At 67.1% G+C, this 15,312-nt stretch carries 17 protein-coding genes and 2 riboswitches; of the genes, 13 read left to right on the top strand and 4 right to left on the bottom strand.

The window, feature by feature from the left end:
- The first annotated feature begins 57 nt into the window (after window positions 1–57).
- Together groL and ACYKG1_RS19305 are read left to right on the top strand one after the other, a co-directional pair.
- The gene (gene groL, locus ACYKG1_RS19310; RefSeq protein ID WP_478471135.1) at window positions 58–1,707 is read left to right on the top strand and encodes a chaperonin GroEL; all 1,650 of its coding nucleotides are present in this window, start codon (window positions 58–60) and stop codon (window positions 1,705–1,707) included.
- 132 nt (window positions 1,708–1,839) lie between these two features.
- Window positions 1,840–2,451: a DUF6445 family protein gene (locus ACYKG1_RS19305; protein WP_014038665.1), complete on the top strand. Its 612-nt coding sequence runs from the start codon at window positions 1,840–1,842 to the stop codon at window positions 2,449–2,451.
- Window positions 2,452–2,500: 49 nt separating this feature from the next.
- Here the strand turns inward: ACYKG1_RS19305 and ACYKG1_RS19300 are convergent, their stop codons facing one another.
- Together ACYKG1_RS19300 and ACYKG1_RS19295 are read right to left on the bottom strand one after the other, a co-directional pair.
- A complete protein-coding gene (locus tag ACYKG1_RS19300) occupies window positions 2,501–3,664 on the bottom strand; it encodes a serine hydrolase domain-containing protein (RefSeq protein ID WP_478471134.1) in 1,164 nt (387 codons plus the stop codon).
- Window positions 3,665–3,732: 68 nt separating this feature from the next.
- Window positions 3,733–4,662 carry a pepsin/retropepsin-like aspartic protease family protein gene (locus ACYKG1_RS19295; protein WP_478471133.1) on the bottom strand — a complete coding sequence of 310 codons (930 nt, stop codon included), beginning with the start codon at window positions 4,660–4,662 and terminating at the stop codon, window positions 3,733–3,735.
- 106 nt (window positions 4,663–4,768) lie between these two features.
- Between ACYKG1_RS19295 and ACYKG1_RS19290 the strand changes: the two genes are divergently transcribed.
- The 6 genes from ACYKG1_RS19290 to ACYKG1_RS19265 all read left to right on the top strand — a co-directional run bounded on the left by ACYKG1_RS19290 (window position 4,769) and on the right by ACYKG1_RS19265 (window position 9,907).
- Complete coding sequence (locus ACYKG1_RS19290) at window positions 4,769–5,476, top strand: response regulator (RefSeq protein ID WP_478471132.1); 708 nt, start codon at window positions 4,769–4,771, stop codon at window positions 5,474–5,476.
- Window positions 5,477–5,508: 32 nt separating this feature from the next.
- Window positions 5,509–6,807 carry a sensor histidine kinase gene (locus ACYKG1_RS19285; protein WP_478472776.1) on the top strand — a complete coding sequence of 433 codons (1,299 nt, stop codon included), beginning with the start codon at window positions 5,509–5,511 and terminating at the stop codon, window positions 6,805–6,807.
- A 72-nt stretch (window positions 6,808–6,879) separates the two neighbouring features.
- Window positions 6,880–7,380, top strand: coding sequence for a MarR family winged helix-turn-helix transcriptional regulator (locus tag ACYKG1_RS19280; protein ID WP_478471131.1), 501 nt, complete (start codon window positions 6,880–6,882; stop codon window positions 7,378–7,380).
- Complete coding sequence (locus ACYKG1_RS19275; RefSeq protein ID WP_478471130.1) at window positions 7,377–8,114, top strand: DNA alkylation repair protein; 738 nt, start codon at window positions 7,377–7,379, stop codon at window positions 8,112–8,114. The genes ACYKG1_RS19280 and ACYKG1_RS19275 overlap by 4 nt, the downstream gene beginning before the upstream one ends.
- A gap of 166 nt (window positions 8,115–8,280) precedes the next feature.
- Window positions 8,281–8,538 carry a hypothetical protein gene (locus ACYKG1_RS19270; RefSeq protein ID WP_262083548.1) on the top strand — a complete coding sequence of 86 codons (258 nt, stop codon included), beginning with the start codon at window positions 8,281–8,283 and terminating at the stop codon, window positions 8,536–8,538.
- Between the two features lie 295 nt (window positions 8,539–8,833).
- Window positions 8,834–9,907, top strand: a complete 1,074-nt coding sequence (locus tag ACYKG1_RS19265) for a 3-deoxy-7-phosphoheptulonate synthase (RefSeq protein WP_478471129.1) — start codon at window positions 8,834–8,836, stop codon at window positions 9,905–9,907.
- 193 nt (window positions 9,908–10,100) lie between these two features.
- On the opposite strand, the gene ACYKG1_RS19260 is transcribed toward ACYKG1_RS19265, so the two are convergent.
- Window positions 10,101–10,718 (bottom strand): trimeric intracellular cation channel family protein, encoded by a 618-nt coding sequence (locus ACYKG1_RS19260; RefSeq protein WP_005411215.1) that lies wholly within the window; start codon window positions 10,716–10,718, stop codon window positions 10,101–10,103.
- 85 nt (window positions 10,719–10,803) lie between these two features.
- Window positions 10,804–10,907: riboswitch (glycine riboswitch) on the bottom strand.
- 13 nt (window positions 10,908–10,920) lie between these two features.
- Window positions 10,921–11,010: riboswitch (glycine riboswitch) on the bottom strand.
- Between the two features lie 40 nt (window positions 11,011–11,050).
- Between ACYKG1_RS19260 and ACYKG1_RS19255 the strand changes: the two genes are divergently transcribed.
- The 3 genes from ACYKG1_RS19255 (at window position 11,051) to ACYKG1_RS19245 (ending at window position 12,289) form a co-directional block, all read left to right on the top strand.
- Complete coding sequence (locus ACYKG1_RS19255) at window positions 11,051–11,326, top strand: GIY-YIG nuclease family protein (protein ID WP_014038656.1); 276 nt, start codon at window positions 11,051–11,053, stop codon at window positions 11,324–11,326.
- Between the two features lie 72 nt (window positions 11,327–11,398).
- Window positions 11,399–11,830 (top strand): nuclear transport factor 2 family protein, encoded by a 432-nt coding sequence (locus ACYKG1_RS19250; RefSeq protein ID WP_100474071.1) that lies wholly within the window; start codon window positions 11,399–11,401, stop codon window positions 11,828–11,830.
- A gap of 3 nt (window positions 11,831–11,833) precedes the next feature.
- Window positions 11,834–12,289 carry a hypothetical protein gene (locus ACYKG1_RS19245; protein WP_262227879.1) on the top strand — a complete coding sequence of 152 codons (456 nt, stop codon included), beginning with the start codon at window positions 11,834–11,836 and terminating at the stop codon, window positions 12,287–12,289.
- A 103-nt stretch (window positions 12,290–12,392) separates the two neighbouring features.
- On the opposite strand, the gene ACYKG1_RS19240 is transcribed toward ACYKG1_RS19245, so the two are convergent.
- Complete coding sequence (locus ACYKG1_RS19240) at window positions 12,393–13,673, bottom strand: NAD(P)/FAD-dependent oxidoreductase (protein ID WP_478471128.1); 1,281 nt, start codon at window positions 13,671–13,673, stop codon at window positions 12,393–12,395.
- Between the two features lie 123 nt (window positions 13,674–13,796).
- Between ACYKG1_RS19240 and ACYKG1_RS19235 the strand changes: the two genes are divergently transcribed.
- Complete coding sequence (locus ACYKG1_RS19235) at window positions 13,797–14,576, top strand: NYN domain-containing protein (RefSeq protein WP_100474068.1); 780 nt, start codon at window positions 13,797–13,799, stop codon at window positions 14,574–14,576.
- A 112-nt stretch (window positions 14,577–14,688) separates the two neighbouring features.
- Window positions 14,689–15,309 (top strand): glutathione S-transferase family protein, encoded by a 621-nt coding sequence (locus ACYKG1_RS19230; RefSeq protein WP_100474067.1) that lies wholly within the window; start codon window positions 14,689–14,691, stop codon window positions 15,307–15,309.
- Window positions 15,310–15,312 lie beyond the last annotated feature (3 nt).

Raw genomic sequence — 15,312 nt, 5'->3', positions numbered from 1 at the left:
TGATCCCCAAATCCCAGCCGCCGGGCCTGGTCCGGCGCTACCAATGAGGTAAATGCAATGGCTGCCAAGGATATTCGTTTCGGTGAAGACGCCCGTTCGCGCATGGTGCGCGGCGTCAACGTTCTCGCCAATGCCGTCAAGGCCACCCTGGGCCCGAAGGGCCGCAACGTCGTGCTGGAAAAGAGCTTCGGCGCACCGACCATCACCAAGGACGGCGTCTCCGTCGCCAAGGAAATCGAACTGGCTGACAAGTTCGAGAACATGGGCGCGCAGATGGTGAAGGAAGTCGCTTCGCGCACCAACGACGACGCCGGCGACGGCACCACCACCGCCACCGTGCTGGCCCAGGCCCTGATCCGCGAAGGCGCCAAGGCCGTGGCTGCCGGCATGAACCCGATGGACCTCAAGCGCGGTATCGACAAGGCCGTCGTGGCCGCCGTCTCCGAGCTGAAGAACATCTCCAAGCCGACCGCCGACGACAAGGCAATTGCCCAGGTCGGCACCATCTCGGCCAACTCGGACGAGTCGATCGGCCAGATCATCGCCGACGCGATGAAGGAAGTCGGCAAGGAAGGCGTGATCACCGTTGAAGAAGGCTCGGGCCTGGACAACGAGCTGGACGTGGTCAAGGGCATGCAGTTCGACCGCGGCTACCTCTCCCCGTACTTCATCAACAACCAGCAGTCGCAGACCGCTGACCTGGATGACCCGTACATCCTGCTGCACGACAAGAAGATCTCCAACGTCCGTGACCTGCTGCCGGTGCTGGAAGGCGTCGCCAAGGCCGGCAAGCCGCTGCTGATCGTGGCCGAGGAAGTCGAAGGCGAAGCGCTGGCGACCCTGGTGGTCAACACCATCCGTGGCATCGTCAAGGTCGTGGCCGTCAAGGCGCCGGGCTTCGGCGACCGTCGCAAGGCGATGCTGGAAGACATGGCCGTGCTGACCGGCGGCACCGTGATCTCCGAAGAAGTCGGCCTGTCGCTGGAAAAGGCCACCATCAAGGACCTGGGCCGCGCCAAGAAGGTGCAGGTTTCCAAGGAAAACACCACCATCATCGATGGCGTGGGTGACAAGGCTGCCGTCGATGCACGCGTCCGCCAGATCAAGACCCAGATCCAGGACACCTCCTCCGACTACGATCGCGAGAAGCTGCAGGAACGCGTGGCCAAGCTGGCCGGCGGCGTTGCCGTGATCAAGGTCGGCGCGTCGACCGAAATCGAAATGAAGGAAAAGAAGGATCGCGTCGACGACGCCCTGCACGCCACCCGTGCAGCCGTTGAAGAAGGCGTGGTCCCGGGCGGCGGCGTTGCCCTGGTCCGTGCGGTCACCGCACTGGCCGGCCTGAAGGGTGCCAACGAAGACCAGAACCACGGCATCCAGATCGCCCTGCGCGCGATGGAAGCCCCGCTGCGCGAAATCGTGGCCAACGCCGGTGAAGAGCCGTCGGTCATCATCAACAAGGTCAAGGAAGGCACCGGCAGCTTCGGCTACAACGCCGCCACCGGCGAGTTCGGCGACATGCTGCAGTTCGGCATCCTGGACCCGACCAAGGTGACCCGTTCCGCACTGCAGAACGCTGCCTCGATCGCTGGCCTGATGATCACCACCGAAGCCATGGTTGCCGAAGCTCCGAAGAAGGACGAGCCGGCCATGGGCGGCGCCGGTGGCATGGGCGGCATGGGTGGCATGGGCGGCATGGACTTCTAAGTCCACGCCCCCGGCGGTCGTTGCCGACCCTGGTCGGCGCGCCGTCCCGATGCAAAGAAAAACCCCGCCGCAAGGCGGGGTTTTTCGTTGCCCGGTTGCCGCCGCCGCAGCGCATCGCTACGCTCGGTGGCCATGCCTACCTCGTTCATCATCGTCGACGACTTCCTTTCTCCTGCCGATGCGCAGGGGCTGCGCCAGGCGGCGCTGGGCCTGACCTATCCCGTGCAGGAGGGCGCGTTCCCCGGCCGCAATTCGCAGCAGCGGCTGGATCTGGATGGACTGTCCGGTGCGGTCTCGCGGCTGGTCAACGAACCGCTGCGGCCGGTCAACCCGCTGCAGTCGCACGGCAAGTTCCGGATCACCCTGGCCGGTGATACCGGCCGCGCCAAGGTACATGCCGATCACTCGCACTGGTCGGGCATCCTCTACCTGAGTGCACCGGAGCACTGCGAGGGCGGCACCGAGTTCTTCCGCCACCGCCGCACCGGCACCGAGCGCATGGCCCTGGATGCAGCGGAGCTGGCCGCGTTGGGCTATGCAAACGGTGGCGACATGCATCGCGACATCATCGAGCGCGACAGCAACGACGACAGCCAGTGGGAAATGACCATGCGCATCCCGATGCGCTTCAACCGGCTGGTGCTGCTGCGGCCCTGGTTCTGGCACACCGCCGGGCCAGCGTTCGGCGACTGCCTGGAGAATGGCCGGCTGGTGTACCTGATGTTCTTCGAGCAGGCGCGCTGAGCGAGGCAACCATCCACGCTGCGCTCGCCACGCAGGCATCATCGCGCCGTCATTCGACGAATGCCTTCGCCGCGCCGTATTCCCACTGCCATGGTACGCCGGTATCGCCCAGCACGAACGCCACCAGCGCGGGGAAGGTGGCCTCCGCCCGTACATCGTTGCCCAGGATCACCACGCAGCGCTTGTACCGCTCGATGCACACCAGCGTGTTGCCGACCGCGTCATCGTGGCCGCCCTTGTAGAAACCTGCGCCCTGCGAGCCGCGGAAGGTCACCACGCCCAGGCCTGCGGCCAGATCCCTGTGTTGCTGCGCCGCGGGCAGCTCCGGTTGCAGCGTGGGGAACTGGCTGGTGGTGGTGATCGGCAGCTGCGGCCGCACCAGCTCTTTGCGAATTGAAGCCGACAGTCCTTCACCGCGCACATAGCCAGCCACAAAGCGGGCCATGTCGGCAATGGTGGTATCCATCGATCCCGCTGCACGTACCCGGCTGCGCTCGTCGTGCGGCTCGGCCGTACCTTCCGCAGTCCAGCCATCGGCCAGGTTGCCGGCAAAATCGCTACGCCACGTCATGCTGGTCCGCGTCATGCCGAAGCGATCGAATACGCGCTGCTGCATCAACGCCCCCACATCCTCGCCAAGTCGCCCGCGCTCGATCACGAACTGCAGCAGGATCAGTCCTTCCCCGGAGTACGCGTAGCGGCTGCCGGGGTCGAAGTGGAACTTCAAGCGGCCATCCGGCTCGAGAAAGCCGAAGTTGGCAAAGCCGCTGGCGTGGTTCAGCAGCCGTCGCGGCGTGAGCTGGCGCCAGCGCGCATCACCGGCCAGCACGCTGTAGTCGGCGTACTTCTTCGGTTCGGGCGGGTAGTCTGGCAGCGGCATGTCCAGCGCGGTGGCGATGCTGGCATCCAGATCGATCGCTCCGTTCTGGGCGAGCTGTGCGACCAGGTGGCCGAAGGCCATCTTGGTCAGCGATGCGGCGTACATCACGGTGTCGGTGCGCAGCGGTTCGCCTGCCGCGTTCCGTTCACCGTAGGCGGCCACGTGCATCACCTTGCCGCCATCGATCACCGCCAGCGCCATGCCACGCGCATGGGCCGCCTGCATCAGGCGCCGTGCTTCGGCGTCAATGCGGTCGGGCGAGGGTACGGGAGGCGGTGCGGCCAGGATCGCCATCGGGAACAGGGTCAGCAAGAACAGGACGGCACGGCGCATGCGTGGAACTCCCGGCTGGACGTGGCGCGATGCTACGCCAGCCCGCTGCCGGCGTCATGGCCCTGGGGTCAGCTGGACACCGGCGGGCGCAGGCAGATCCGTGCGGCGCCCTCACCGATGTCCACCTGGCCGCCGCGCATCGCATCGGCACCGAGGATCAGCGCCGGCCGCGCCTCCAGGCCGATCGCCTTGAACACCGGCAGTTCACTGATCCGGACTTCCATCGGCGCATGCTGCCAGCCGCTGCCGGTCATCCCGGGCAAGGTGTACAGCCAGGTGGCCTGCGCACCGCCGCCCAGCCCTTCGGTGCCCTTTTCGCGCATGCGTACCCGTGCGTCGCTGCCGTCGGTGCGCAGCCCCAGTGCGCGAGCCGCTTCGGCGTTGAGAACAGTCTGCGCTGCGCCGGTGTCGACCACGGCAATGGCCTCCACGCCCGGCGTACCCAGTGCCAGTGTGATGAAGCCGAACTGGCGCAGGCCGGCGGTGCGCCCGGGCAGCGCATTGGGTTGGCAACCCGGTCCTTCCAGGCTCAATTGGCCGGGCGTCCACAGCGCCAGGCGATTGCCGCCAAAGTCCCAACGCGTGTCCCAGCGTCCGGTCAGGTCATTGCCGATCAAGCCGTCGATGGCCGGATCATCGTCCTTGGACAGCGACGACAGGTCGACCTGCATGCCACGGGCCTGCAGCTGCCAGCTGCCCAGCTGCCAGGACGTGCTGCGCGTGCGCTGCAACCGGGCCGCCTTCGCACTTGCGCCCTGGGCGTGCGATACCGCCGCATCCGCATCCTCCAGGCCATAGCGCCTCGCCACGCGGGTATCGACCAGCGTTGCCCCGGCGGCACTGTCGACCACGAAGCGCAGCGGTTCGGCGCGTCCGTCCAGCAGGACGGCCACTGCCGGATGACCACCCTGCATCCACATCGGCAGCACGTGTTCGGGGCCATCGGACGCCAGCGCAGGCAGCGGCGCAGCAAGCAGGGACAGGAGGATGAGGCGCAAGGGAAATCTCCGCAGTGATCATGGGCACCCATTGGCGCGCAGCGGCGTATCGCGGGAATATCGCTGTTGATACCGTCCTGATACAGACCGGCCCGATACTGCCCGCATGACGACTCCCGCCCGTGTCATCGTTGTCGACGACGACGCCAGCATCCGCGATGCCATCGCTGATTGCCTGCTGCTGCATGGCTTCCTGGTGCGGGTCGCGGCGGACGCGACGGCGCTCGACGTGGTGCTGAAGAGCGAACGGCCCGACCTGATCATCCTTGACTGGATGATGCCCGGCGAGGACGGGCTTTCGGTCTGCCGCCGGCTGCAGGCGCGGGCCATCCCGATCCTGATGCTGTCGGCGATGGGCAGCGCGCCGGATCGGGTGATCGGACTGGAGATGGGTGCGGACGACTACCTGGCCAAGCCGTTCGATCCGCGGGAGCTGCTGGCACGGGTGCGCGCGCTGCTGCGCCGCCAGCACAAGCTGCGCGCGCAGGTGACCAGCGAACTGCGCTTTGCCGGTTGGCGGCTGCTGCCTGATCAACGCCGCCTGCTGGCACCGGACGGAAACGAACTGACGCTCAGCCGCGGTGAGTTCAGCCTGCTGCTGGCGCTGGCCGAACGCCCCGGGCGGGTGCTGGGGCGTGAGCAGCTGCTGCAGCTGAGCCGCGGTGAACCCAGTGACAGCGTCGATCGTGCGGTCGACCTGGCGATCAGTCGGCTGCGACGCAAGCTCGGGCAGGCCTCTCCCGGTGCTGAAGCCTTGGTGCAGACCTTGCGCGGCGAGGGCTACCGCTTCGACGCCGAGGTACAGGTGTTGTGAGCAGCCGGTGGCCGACGGCGCGCTGGATCGCGATGCTGGCCTTGGCCAGCTTGTTGCTGGCGACCCTGGTCAGCGTGGCCGTGGTTGGCTGGATGCCCCGGCCCGCGCCTCCGCCGATGCGGTTGGACCAGGCCGTGCAGGTGCTGCGCGGGGAGCAGGCCGCAGCGCCACTGGGCCTGCATCTGGCGACGCAGGATGCGCCTCCACAGGGGAGTGCCAGTGACTGGCTCACGCAGTTGGCGGCGCTGCAGATGGGGCTGCCGGCGAAGGAGGTACGCCTGGTCTGGAGCGGGCAGGGCAAGGCGCCGGACGTGCAGGTCATCGAGGGTGGGGCCGTGCTCGATGCCACGGCGCGGGCCGGTGTACTGAAGGCGCAGGCGGCGGTACTGAGCGCCATGCAATGGCCGCCGTTTGAACTGGGCGTACGCCAGGCCGATGGCCGTTGGCAGGTGGTCGGCAGCGATCACAGCGATCTGGCGGCTTGGCGCCGCCAGGTAGTGCTTGCACTGCTGGCTGGTGCGGTCCTGCTGGCGCCGCTGGCGGCGTGGGCATCCATCCGGCTGGGACGCCCGCTGCAACGCCTGGCCGAAGCCAGCGCACGGGTGGACCTGCAGGCCGCAGCCCCCTTGCCGGATGACGGCCCTCGCGAGGTACAGATGCTGGCCGCTGCGATCAGCACCGGTCGCGATCGCCTGCATGCGCAGGCACAGGACATGACCCACATGCTGGCCGCCGTAGCGCATGACCTGCGCACGCCACTGACCGGGCTGCGCCTGCGCGCCGAGTTCGCCCCCGCGCCCCAAGCGGCGCGGATGGTGGCCGACATCGAGCGCATGGATACGATGATCGAGCAGGTACTGGACTACGCACGCGGTGAACTGCAGCCGTTGCAGATGCGCAGTCTGGATCTGGCCGCGCTGCTGGAGGACTGCGTGCAGGCCGCGCTGCTGCGCGGAGTCGGCATCTCCCTCCAGGGGCCGGACACGCTGCGCTGGAACGGCGATGCGCTGCTGATCCGGCGCGCGATCGACAATCTCATCGACAACGCCGAGCGCTACGCCGGGGCCGTGGAGCTGCAGCTCGCCATGGCCGGCCACAGGGTGCAGCTGGATGTGATGGACCGCGGCCCGGGCATCGCCGAGGCCGACCGTGCACGCCTGCTGCAACCGTTCCAGCGCAGCGAGAGCTCGCGCAGCCGCGCCACCGGTGGCGCCGGGTTGGGGTTGGCTGTGGCCGCCAATGTGGCGAGGCGGCACGCAGGCGAACTGCAGCTGCTGCACCGTGAAGGTGGCGGGCTGATCGCGCGCCTGCTGCTGGGACCGTTCGCCTGAGAACCGGTGTGGTCTACAGATGACGGCTTCCTGCATGTATGATTAGGCGCCTAATTACATCGCGCGCATGAGATGATCGAAACCAAGCACCAAGCGCTGCTGGAGGAAGCGCAGCGACGCGGCCACGCCAACATCGCGCAGCTGCGCCTGTGCTTCCGGCTGCTCTCGCTGTCCTCGTCGATCGATCGCGACTGCGCTGTCCGGCTTGCACCGCACGGGCTCAGCGAGGGTCGGTTCATCGTGCTGTTCCTGCTGCACGGGGCCGATGGCGCGCTGCCGCCGCATGAGCTGGCCGCGCGATCCGGTGTGACCCGCGCCACCATCAGCGGCCTGCTTGATGGCCTGCAGCGCGAAGGCCTGCTGCAGCGTCGCAGCGATGCGGAAGATGGCCGTCGCCTGCAGATCGTGCTGACAGCAAAGGGTGCGCGCTTGGCTGAAGTGCTGTTCGAGCAGCACACACAGTGGATCGGCGGCCTGTTCAACGGCCTGGATGCGGACGAACAGCTACAGCTGTCGCAGCTGCTGCACAAGGTCTGGCAGCACACCGACGCCGGGCGCGGGAGCGGGGCATGAGTGCGATGTCTGCACATCGCCTGCATGCGCTCAACAGCGGCAGCGTTGCGACGACCCATCTGGCCGAGTGCCTGGCGGTGGACTTCGGTGAGTTGCTGCGGTGCGTGGCGCCGTTGCTGGAACCGGAAGCGCTGCAACGCATGCGCGATGCCGCGGGCAAGGGCATCACACAGCGCATGGCCTTGGCCGCGCAGTTGCTGCGTGAGGCGGGGCAGGGAACGCCCGCGCTCTGGCAGCATCACAGCTGCGATACCGTGCGCGGCTGGGCCTGTTATCTGATCGGCAGCGATGCTCGCGCAACGTTGGCAGAGAAGCTGCAGCAGATGCGCACGCTGGCCGATGACCCACACTTCGGCGTGCGCGAATGGGCGTGGCTGGCGCTGCGTGCCGACATTGTTGCCGCACCACTGCAGGCGCTGGAGTACCTGCAGCCGTGGACGCAGGAAGGATCGCCCAGCCTGCGCCGCTTCGCCTGCGAGGCACTGCGCCCACGCGGTGTCTGGGCCACGCACATCGCCCTGTTCAAGCAACATCCGGAACAGGCCGTGGCGCTGCTGGAAGCACTGGCCGATGACCCGGAACGCTATGTGCAGGATTCCGTCGGCAACTGGCTCAATGATGCCGGCAAGACACAGCCGCAGTGGCTGCGCGATCTCTGCGCGCGCTGGCAGCGCGAACACGACAGCACCGCCAACGCCTGCATCCGCAAGCGCGCGATGCGCTCGCTGCGGTAGTGCCGGCCGCTGGCCGGCAATTCCATGATCCTCAAGGAAGAATCTTCGCTGCAGCAGCGCGGTGCACGCCCACCGTGCCGGATTCACGGCAGGGCCGGCACATGCGCCTGTCACCCGGACGCGGTAAACAGTGCATTGCCCATGTCCATCCGCAGGGAAGTTGATCATGCAGAGCACGCTCCAGGTCACGCTGTTCGGCCCGCTTGGCGACAGCCCGGCATTGCAGTTGCCGGGGCTGGAAGGGCCATCGGTCGCCATCCCGGAAGCGGCCCTGCGGCGGTTGGTCTCCGACCTCTACACCGCCCGTTCCCTGCTCAACCCCGAGCAGCTGGATGAGGCCAGGCAGGAGCTGGATCGCGTGCTGGAGCGCTGGGCCGACATCCACGAAGGGCTCCTGCTGGACGTGGAAGTGCATGGCAGATGAGCAACATTGGCTGGCTGCTGCCGGGTAGGCAGCGTTGGAGCGCACCTCACTGAACCGTGTCCCCAGTTGCGGATGAAACATTTTGCACTGCGCAAAAGCTGTGTTATCAATACAACCCATGAACGCAGCCGCCACCCGCTTTTACTGGTATTACTTTCCGAAGCCACTGGCGGAGGAAGGACTGCGCTCACCCTGAAGAAAGCTTCAGACGCATTCCCGAAAGCCGCCAGCGAACCTGGCGGCTTTTTTCATGCCGCCACGCTGGGGACCCCCAACGTTCCGGAGATCTCCCGCAATGCCCCCGCACACCGACGACCTGCGTATCCGCACCATCGAACCGCTGACACCGCCTGCCCAGCTGCTGGCGATGCTGCCCTGTGACGATGAAGCCTCCGACACCGTCAGCGCCTCGCGCGCGGCCCTGCACCAGATCCTGCATGGCCGTGACGACCGCCTGGCGGTGGTGGTGGGCCCGTGCTCGATCCACGACCCGAAGGCCGCCATCGAGTATGCCCAGCGCCTGAAGCCGCTACGTGACGCGCTGGCCGGCGAACTGGAAATCGTCATGCGCGTGTACTTCGAGAAGCCGCGCACCACGGTGGGCTGGAAGGGCCTGATCAACGATCCGGACCTGGACGGCAGCTTCAGGATCGACAAGGGCCTGCGCATTGCCCGTGGCCTGCTGCGCGACATCAACAAGCTCGGCCTGCCGGCCGGTGTCGAATTCCTCGATGTGATCTCGCCGCAGTACATCGCCGACCTGGTGGCGTGGGGCGCGATCGGTGCACGCACCACCGAAAGCCAGGTGCATCGCGAACTGGCTTCGGGGCTGTCATGCCCGGTCGGCTTCAAGAACGGCACCGATGGCAACGTGAAGATCGCCGCTGACGCGGTGGGGGCGGCGTCCAATCCGCACCACTTCCTGTCGGTCACCAAGCAGGGTGGCACCGCCATCGTATCGACCACCGGCAATCCGGATTGCCATGTAATCCTGCGTGGCGGCAAGCAGCCGAACTACGACGCAGGCAGCGTTGCCGACGCCTGCCAGGCGCTGGCCAAGGCCAAGCTGCCCACGCGCCTGATGATCGACGCCAGCCACGCCAACAGCCTGAAAAACCCGGAGAACCAGCCGAAGGTGATCGACGACATTGCCGTTCAGCTGGAAGACGGCGAACAGCGCATCGTTGGCGTGATGATCGAGAGCCATCTGGTCGGTGGCCGCCAGGAACTGGTGGAAGGACAGCCGCTGGTCTACGGGCAGAGCATCACCGATGGCTGCATCGACTGGGACACCACTGTGACGGTGCTGGAGCGACTGGCTGCGGCGGTGCGCGCCCGTCGCGACGTAAAGGTGTCCGAAGCCGCCTGAGTGCGGCACGTGTGTGGATGGCGGCCAGCGCCTGCGGGGGTGCGGCCGCGATCAGGGCCGGCCGGAGTTGGAGACCGGCCCATCTGCACCGGCGATGCGCCTGGCGCTGCGCACCAGCGACAGCGCCAGGTACATCGCCGGGGTGGTGCAGCAGATCCACGCCGTCGAACCCCGTGCTCGGGGAACGCGAACCTCAATGCACTTCGTCGTGGTACACGAACTTCGGCATTTCCCAGCGGTAGTGGATCGCCAGCAGGCGCAATGCGAAGCCGCCGCCCAGGCAGCACAGGATCGCGGTGGCATCGGCCACTCCCCAGTGCAGCAGCAACAGATAGGCCGCACCGGTCAGCAGCGCGATGATCGCGTACAGCTCTTTCTGGAAGATCAGCGGCACCTCGTTGCAGAGGATGTCGCGCAGCACGCCGCCGAACGCGCCGGTCAGCATGCCGGCAATCAGCACGATGGGCATGGCATGGCCAGCTTCGCGCGCAATCGAGCAGCCGATCAGGGTGAACGCGATCAGGCCCAGCCCGTCGAGTACCAGGAAGGTGCGGCGGAAGTGGTGCATCCAGCGTGCGACCCAGGTGGCGATCAGCGCCGCGCATACGGTGAAGCCCAGGTACTCGGGATGCTTCACCCAGCCCAGCGGGTAATGGCCAAGCAGGATGTCGCGCAGCGAGCCGCCACCGAGGGCAGTGACGCAGGCGATCATGACCACGCCGAACAGGTCCATGCGGCGGCGGCCGGCGGACAGTGCGCCGGTCATGGCTTCGGCGGAAATGGCGATCAGGTAGATGATGGACAACAGCATGGGGACAGGCTCCGGGCGCGGTGGGGCCGGCCATGCGCCACTATCGCCACTGCCTGCGCAATGACGGGATGACGATGACCGGTGCCGCTCCCGCTGTCCTTTTGCCTGAGAGTTCAGCGGCGTAGGCCGCGTGCCCCTTCGGCGGATCGTCCCGGGCGTGCCCGGTGACCTCTCTCCAGCTCGGCGAGTCGAATGCATGGTTGGTGGGATTCCAGCCCACCGGCCTGAGCGATCATGGGAGCCTGCGCCTTCGGCGGGCGCCAGCGCGGCGCCTCTCTCCTGCATTCGGGCGCCAGTATATCCGCTGCAGTGCAGCACGGCATAATCCGGCCATGGCCCCGTCCCTCCGCCCGTGGTTCCTGTACCTGCTCGAATGCCGCGATGGCAGCTATTACGCCGGCATCAGCACCGACGTGGACGCGCGTTTCGCCGCCCACCAGGCCGGCAAGGGCGCGCGCTACACCCGGGCCCGGCCGCCGCTGCGGGTACTGGCCGTGCGCGAGTACCCGGACCGGGCCGCCGCCTCACGCGCCGAATGGCAGCTCAAGCAGCAGCCGCGCGAACGCAAGCTGGCCTGGCTGCAGGCACCTGCCGAGACGCTTCTGTAGATCTACGCCATGCGTGGATGGGCCTGCCCGGCCCATGCGATGATCGCCCCGCGCCCAGAGCTGGAGACCCGGATGTCCACGATCGCCCTGCTGTTCGCTCTCTCCGCAGCAACCAGCCCTGCCGCCGACCCGGTCACCCTCGCGGCCATCGAAGCCACCTGCCACGACTACGTCGATGGCCAGCTGGAGGCCGACCCGAAGCGTGTCGCCCGTTCCCTGCACCCGGACCTGGCCAAGCGCGCGGTGCTCGGCGATACACCCGACGAACGCCTGGGCCTGCGCCGCATGTCGAAGGAAGAGCTGGTCTCGTTGACGAAGCAGGGCGCGCTGAAGACGTCGAAGGATCAATGGGACCGCCGCTGCACGGTGCTGGACGTGACCGGCAACGCGGCCTCGGTACGGCTGGAAACCCCGTGGTTCGTCGACTACTTCCACATGGGGCGCTTCGACCAGCGCTGGGTCATCGTCAACGCGTTGTGGTACCCGAAACCGAAGGCGCCGTGAGCGATGCGTGCTGCGGGCAAGGCATGGATCTCCGTCGTCGTGCTGGTCACCGGCATCGCACTGCTGCCTGGCCTGCTGTACCTGCTTGGACTGGCGCTGGTGGAAGGTCGACCGAACCCTGCCGACCGCACGCCCAGTGGTGTGGCCGCATGCAGTAGTGAACCGCGGGCGGGATACCAGACGATGAATCCCTGGCGCTTCGCCGCGCAGCTGTTCGATACGAACGCGAGGCAGAAGAAGGTGCCTGAAGTGGAGCGCGAGGCTTACTGGATTGCCCGACGCCACCTGTGGCGGCAGCCTCGGCACGGCATGCTGCGCTGGCATCTGAGCAGCACCGCGTTGACGATCTGGATCACCCGGCATTGGAGTACCGCACAGATTGCCGACACCGCGAGGAAGGAAGATTTCTGCCGGGCATGGTCGAGACGGCGGGTGCCGGGTGGTCCGATGAGGCAGTAGAGCCACGCCATGCGTGGCTGAGCTCCATGCGGCCTGCACAGACATGCATCCACGCATGGCGTGGATCTACTCCCAGGCAGAGCACCCGTGTCCGTCTTCGGCCCTACCGCCTCGGCCGCCGGTCTTCCTGGTCATCACCGAAGATGATGCGCGCGCTGCGCTGGTAGCTCCAGTACGCCACGGCCCAGTTCAGCAGCACCACGATGCGGTTGCGGAAGCCGATCAGGAAGAACACGTGCGCGGCCAGCCAGAACCACCAGGCCAGTACGCCTGAAAGCTGCAGCCGGCCCAGGTGCACGATCGCGGCCATGCGACCGATGGTGGCGAGGTTGCCGTAGTCGGCGTACTTGAACGGCCCCGGTGCCGCCTTGCCATGCAGGCGCGCGCGGATCACCCCGGCCACGTACTTGCCCATCTGCTTGGCCGCAGGCGCCACGCCGGGTACCGGCTTGCCATTGGCCTGGTTCAGTGCGGCCAGGTCGCCGGCCACGAACAGCTCCGGGTGATCGGGCAGGGTCAGGTCCGGCTGCACCTGCACGCGGCCGGCGCGATCCAGTGGCACGTCCAGCGTGCGCGCCAGCGGTGACGCGGCCACGCCGGCGGCCCAGACCACGGTGCGGGCCGGCACGAACTGCTCACCGAGCTTGAAGCCCTGGCTGTCGATGTCGCTCACCGGGGTACCGGTCAGCACTTCCACGCCCAGCTTTTCCAGCTGCCGGCGCGCCTTCAGCGAAAGCACTTCCGGGAACGAGGACAACACGCGCGGCCCAGCCTCGACCAACCGCACCTTGGCGCTGGCCGGATCGATGTGGCGGAATTCGTTGCGAAGCGTATGCCGCGCGATCTCGGCCAGGGTGCCGGCCAGTTCAACACCGGTGGGACCGCCACCGACCACCGCGAAACTCAGCCATGCGGCCTTCTTCGCCGGGTCCGGCTCGGCCTCGGCGCGCTCGAATGCCAGCAGCAGCTTGCGGCGCAATGCGATGGCATCGTCCAGGGTTTTCAGGCCGGGGGCATCATCGGCCCACTGGTCGTTGCCGAAGTAGGCGTGGGTGGCGCCGGTGGCCAGCAGCAGGCTGTCGTAGTCCAGCGTGCTGCCATCGGCCATGCGGATCTGCCGGGCCTGCTTGTCGATGGCGACCACTTCGCCGAGGCGGACTTCCACGTTGCGCTGGTGGCCGAGGATGTGGCGCAGCGGCGCGGCGATATCCGGCGCCGACAGGCCGGCGGTGGCCACCTGGTACAGCAGCGGCTGGAAGAGGTGATGGTTGCGGCGGTCGACCAAGGTGATGCGCATGCGTTCGCGGGCCAGGGCACGGGTGGCCCAGAGGCCGGCAAAACCGCCGCCGACAACGACCAGGTGGGGAACGCGCTCGCGACTCATCGACTCACTCCAGTGGGGGCATTGGGGGAAGCGCCTGGCATCTTCGCACGGCGGCTGCCTGTCACGTCAGCGCCCGCGTGGATCGGCGATACTCGGGTTCAGGCAACGGCCCCTGAGGAGCCCATGAGCGAACCGGAAAAGCGCATCGCCCTGTTGATCGACGCCGACAACGCGCCGGCCTCGAAGATCGACGAGGTCCTGGCCGAAGTGGCCCGCTACGGCGTGGCCAACGTACGCCGCGCCTATGGCAACTGGAAGAGCCCGCGGTTGAAGGGCTGGGAAGCCGTACTGCACGAATATGCGATCCGCCCGATCCAGCAGTTCGCCTACAGCAAGGGCAAGAATGCCTCGGACATGGCGATGGTGATCGATGCCATGGACCTGCTGTACGCGCGCAACCTTGATGGCTTCGCCATCGTGTCCAGCGATGCCGATTTCACCCCGATGGTGATGCGCCTGCTGACCGACGGCGTGAAGGTGTATGGCTTCGGCGAAAAGAAGACGCCCGAACCGTTCGTCAACGCGTGCTCGAAGTTCACCTACCTGGAAGCGCTGGGCCAGACCCATGCCAGCGTGCCGGATGCCGAGCAGGCATCGAGCGAACAGGCATCGAGCGACCCCGTCGCCAATGATGATGCACGCCCACGCAAGAGCGGGGCGGAGATGCGCAGCGATACGCGGCTGGTGAAGATGCTGCGCCGTGCGGTGTCTGCGGCCGAGGGCGAGGACGGCTGGTCGCACCTGGGGCCGGTCGGCAGCCAGATCGGCAACCAGGCCTCGTTCGATCCGCGCAACTACGGCTACGGCAAGCTCAGTGATCTGCTGGCGGCCATCGGGCTGTTCGAACTGAAGAAGGACGGCAAGTCGTCCTACGTGCGCGCGCTGCCGAAAAAGAACCGCTAGTGCCGGCCGCTGGCCGGCAACGCCCAGGTGCCAGATCCGGCTTCCGCCACCCACACTCCATCTCCGATCAGGCGTATCGTTGCCGCTCGCATTGCCAGCAAGGAAAACCCGCATGTTGAAGATCTGGGGCCGCCGCAATTCCAGCAACGTCCGCAAGGTACTGTGGTGCGCCGAGGAGATCGGCCTGCCGTATGAGTCCATCGAAGTCGGTGGCAGCCACGGTGGCACGCAGACGCCGGAATACCAGGCAATGAACCCCAACAGCCTGGTGCCGGTGATCGAAGACCACGGCCTGCCGCTGTGGGAATCGAACGCCATCGTGCGCTACCTGAGCGCGCGCTACGCACTGGGCACCCTGTATGCCGAAGACCCGATGCAGCGCGCCCAGGCCGAGAAGTGGATGGACTGGAGCACGTCGCGGATGGCACCGCTTTACAGCGACCTGGTATGGGGCATCATGCGCACCGCGCCAGCCGACCGTGACGAAGCGCGGATCAATGCCGCCATCGTGCGCGCCGGTGACTACCTGGCAATGGCCGATGCCACCCTGGCGAAACAGCCATGGTTGTCGGGCGAGACATTCGCGATGGGTGACATCCCGCTGGGTTCGCTGATCTACGCCTGGTTCGAACTGCCGATCCAGCGCCCGGAGCTGCCGCACCTGGCCGAGTGGTATGCGCGCCTGCGCGAGCGACCGGCCTACCAGCGCGGCGTGATGACGCCGCTGACGTAAGCG

The sequence above is a fragment of the Stenotrophomonas sp. 85239_Sma genome, from assembly GCF_056481725.1.
Note: the sequence above shows the minus strand (reverse complement) of the source record. Positions and strands in the feature narration are given on the sequence as shown.

Excerpts from the sequence above, each read along its gene's own strand:
- ACYKG1_RS19275 (WP_478471130.1), top strand. The coding sequence starts at position 7,377 with ATGAGTGCGATGTCTGCACATCGCCTGCATGCGCTCAACAGCGGCAGC.
- ACYKG1_RS19240 (WP_478471128.1), bottom strand. The coding sequence starts at position 13,673 with ATGAGTCGCGAGCGCGTTCCCCACCTGGTCGTTGTCGGCGGCGGTTTT.
- ACYKG1_RS19265 (WP_478471129.1), top strand. The coding sequence starts at position 8,834 with ATGCCCCCGCACACCGACGACCTGCGTATCCGCACCATCGAACCGCTG.
- ACYKG1_RS19245 (WP_262227879.1), top strand. The coding sequence starts at position 11,834 with ATGCGTGCTGCGGGCAAGGCATGGATCTCCGTCGTCGTGCTGGTCACC.
- ACYKG1_RS19255 (WP_014038656.1), top strand. The coding sequence starts at position 11,051 with ATGGCCCCGTCCCTCCGCCCGTGGTTCCTGTACCTGCTCGAATGCCGC.
- ACYKG1_RS19250 (WP_100474071.1), top strand. The coding sequence starts at position 11,399 with ATGTCCACGATCGCCCTGCTGTTCGCTCTCTCCGCAGCAACCAGCCCT.
- ACYKG1_RS19270 (WP_262083548.1), top strand. The coding sequence starts at position 8,281 with ATGCAGAGCACGCTCCAGGTCACGCTGTTCGGCCCGCTTGGCGACAGC.
- ACYKG1_RS19235 (WP_100474068.1), top strand. The coding sequence starts at position 13,797 with ATGAGCGAACCGGAAAAGCGCATCGCCCTGTTGATCGACGCCGACAAC.
- ACYKG1_RS19260 (WP_005411215.1), bottom strand. The coding sequence starts at position 10,718 with ATGCTGTTGTCCATCATCTACCTGATCGCCATTTCCGCCGAAGCCATG.
- ACYKG1_RS19285 (WP_478472776.1), top strand. The coding sequence starts at position 5,509 with ATGCTGGCCTTGGCCAGCTTGTTGCTGGCGACCCTGGTCAGCGTGGCC.
- ACYKG1_RS19230 (WP_100474067.1), top strand. The coding sequence starts at position 14,689 with ATGTTGAAGATCTGGGGCCGCCGCAATTCCAGCAACGTCCGCAAGGTA.
- ACYKG1_RS19290 (WP_478471132.1), top strand. The coding sequence starts at position 4,769 with ATGACGACTCCCGCCCGTGTCATCGTTGTCGACGACGACGCCAGCATC.
- ACYKG1_RS19305 (WP_014038665.1), top strand. The coding sequence starts at position 1,840 with ATGCCTACCTCGTTCATCATCGTCGACGACTTCCTTTCTCCTGCCGAT.
- groL (WP_478471135.1), top strand. The coding sequence starts at position 58 with ATGGCTGCCAAGGATATTCGTTTCGGTGAAGACGCCCGTTCGCGCATG.
- ACYKG1_RS19300 (WP_478471134.1), bottom strand. The coding sequence starts at position 3,664 with ATGCGCCGTGCCGTCCTGTTCTTGCTGACCCTGTTCCCGATGGCGATC.
- ACYKG1_RS19280 (WP_478471131.1), top strand. The coding sequence starts at position 6,880 with ATGATCGAAACCAAGCACCAAGCGCTGCTGGAGGAAGCGCAGCGACGC.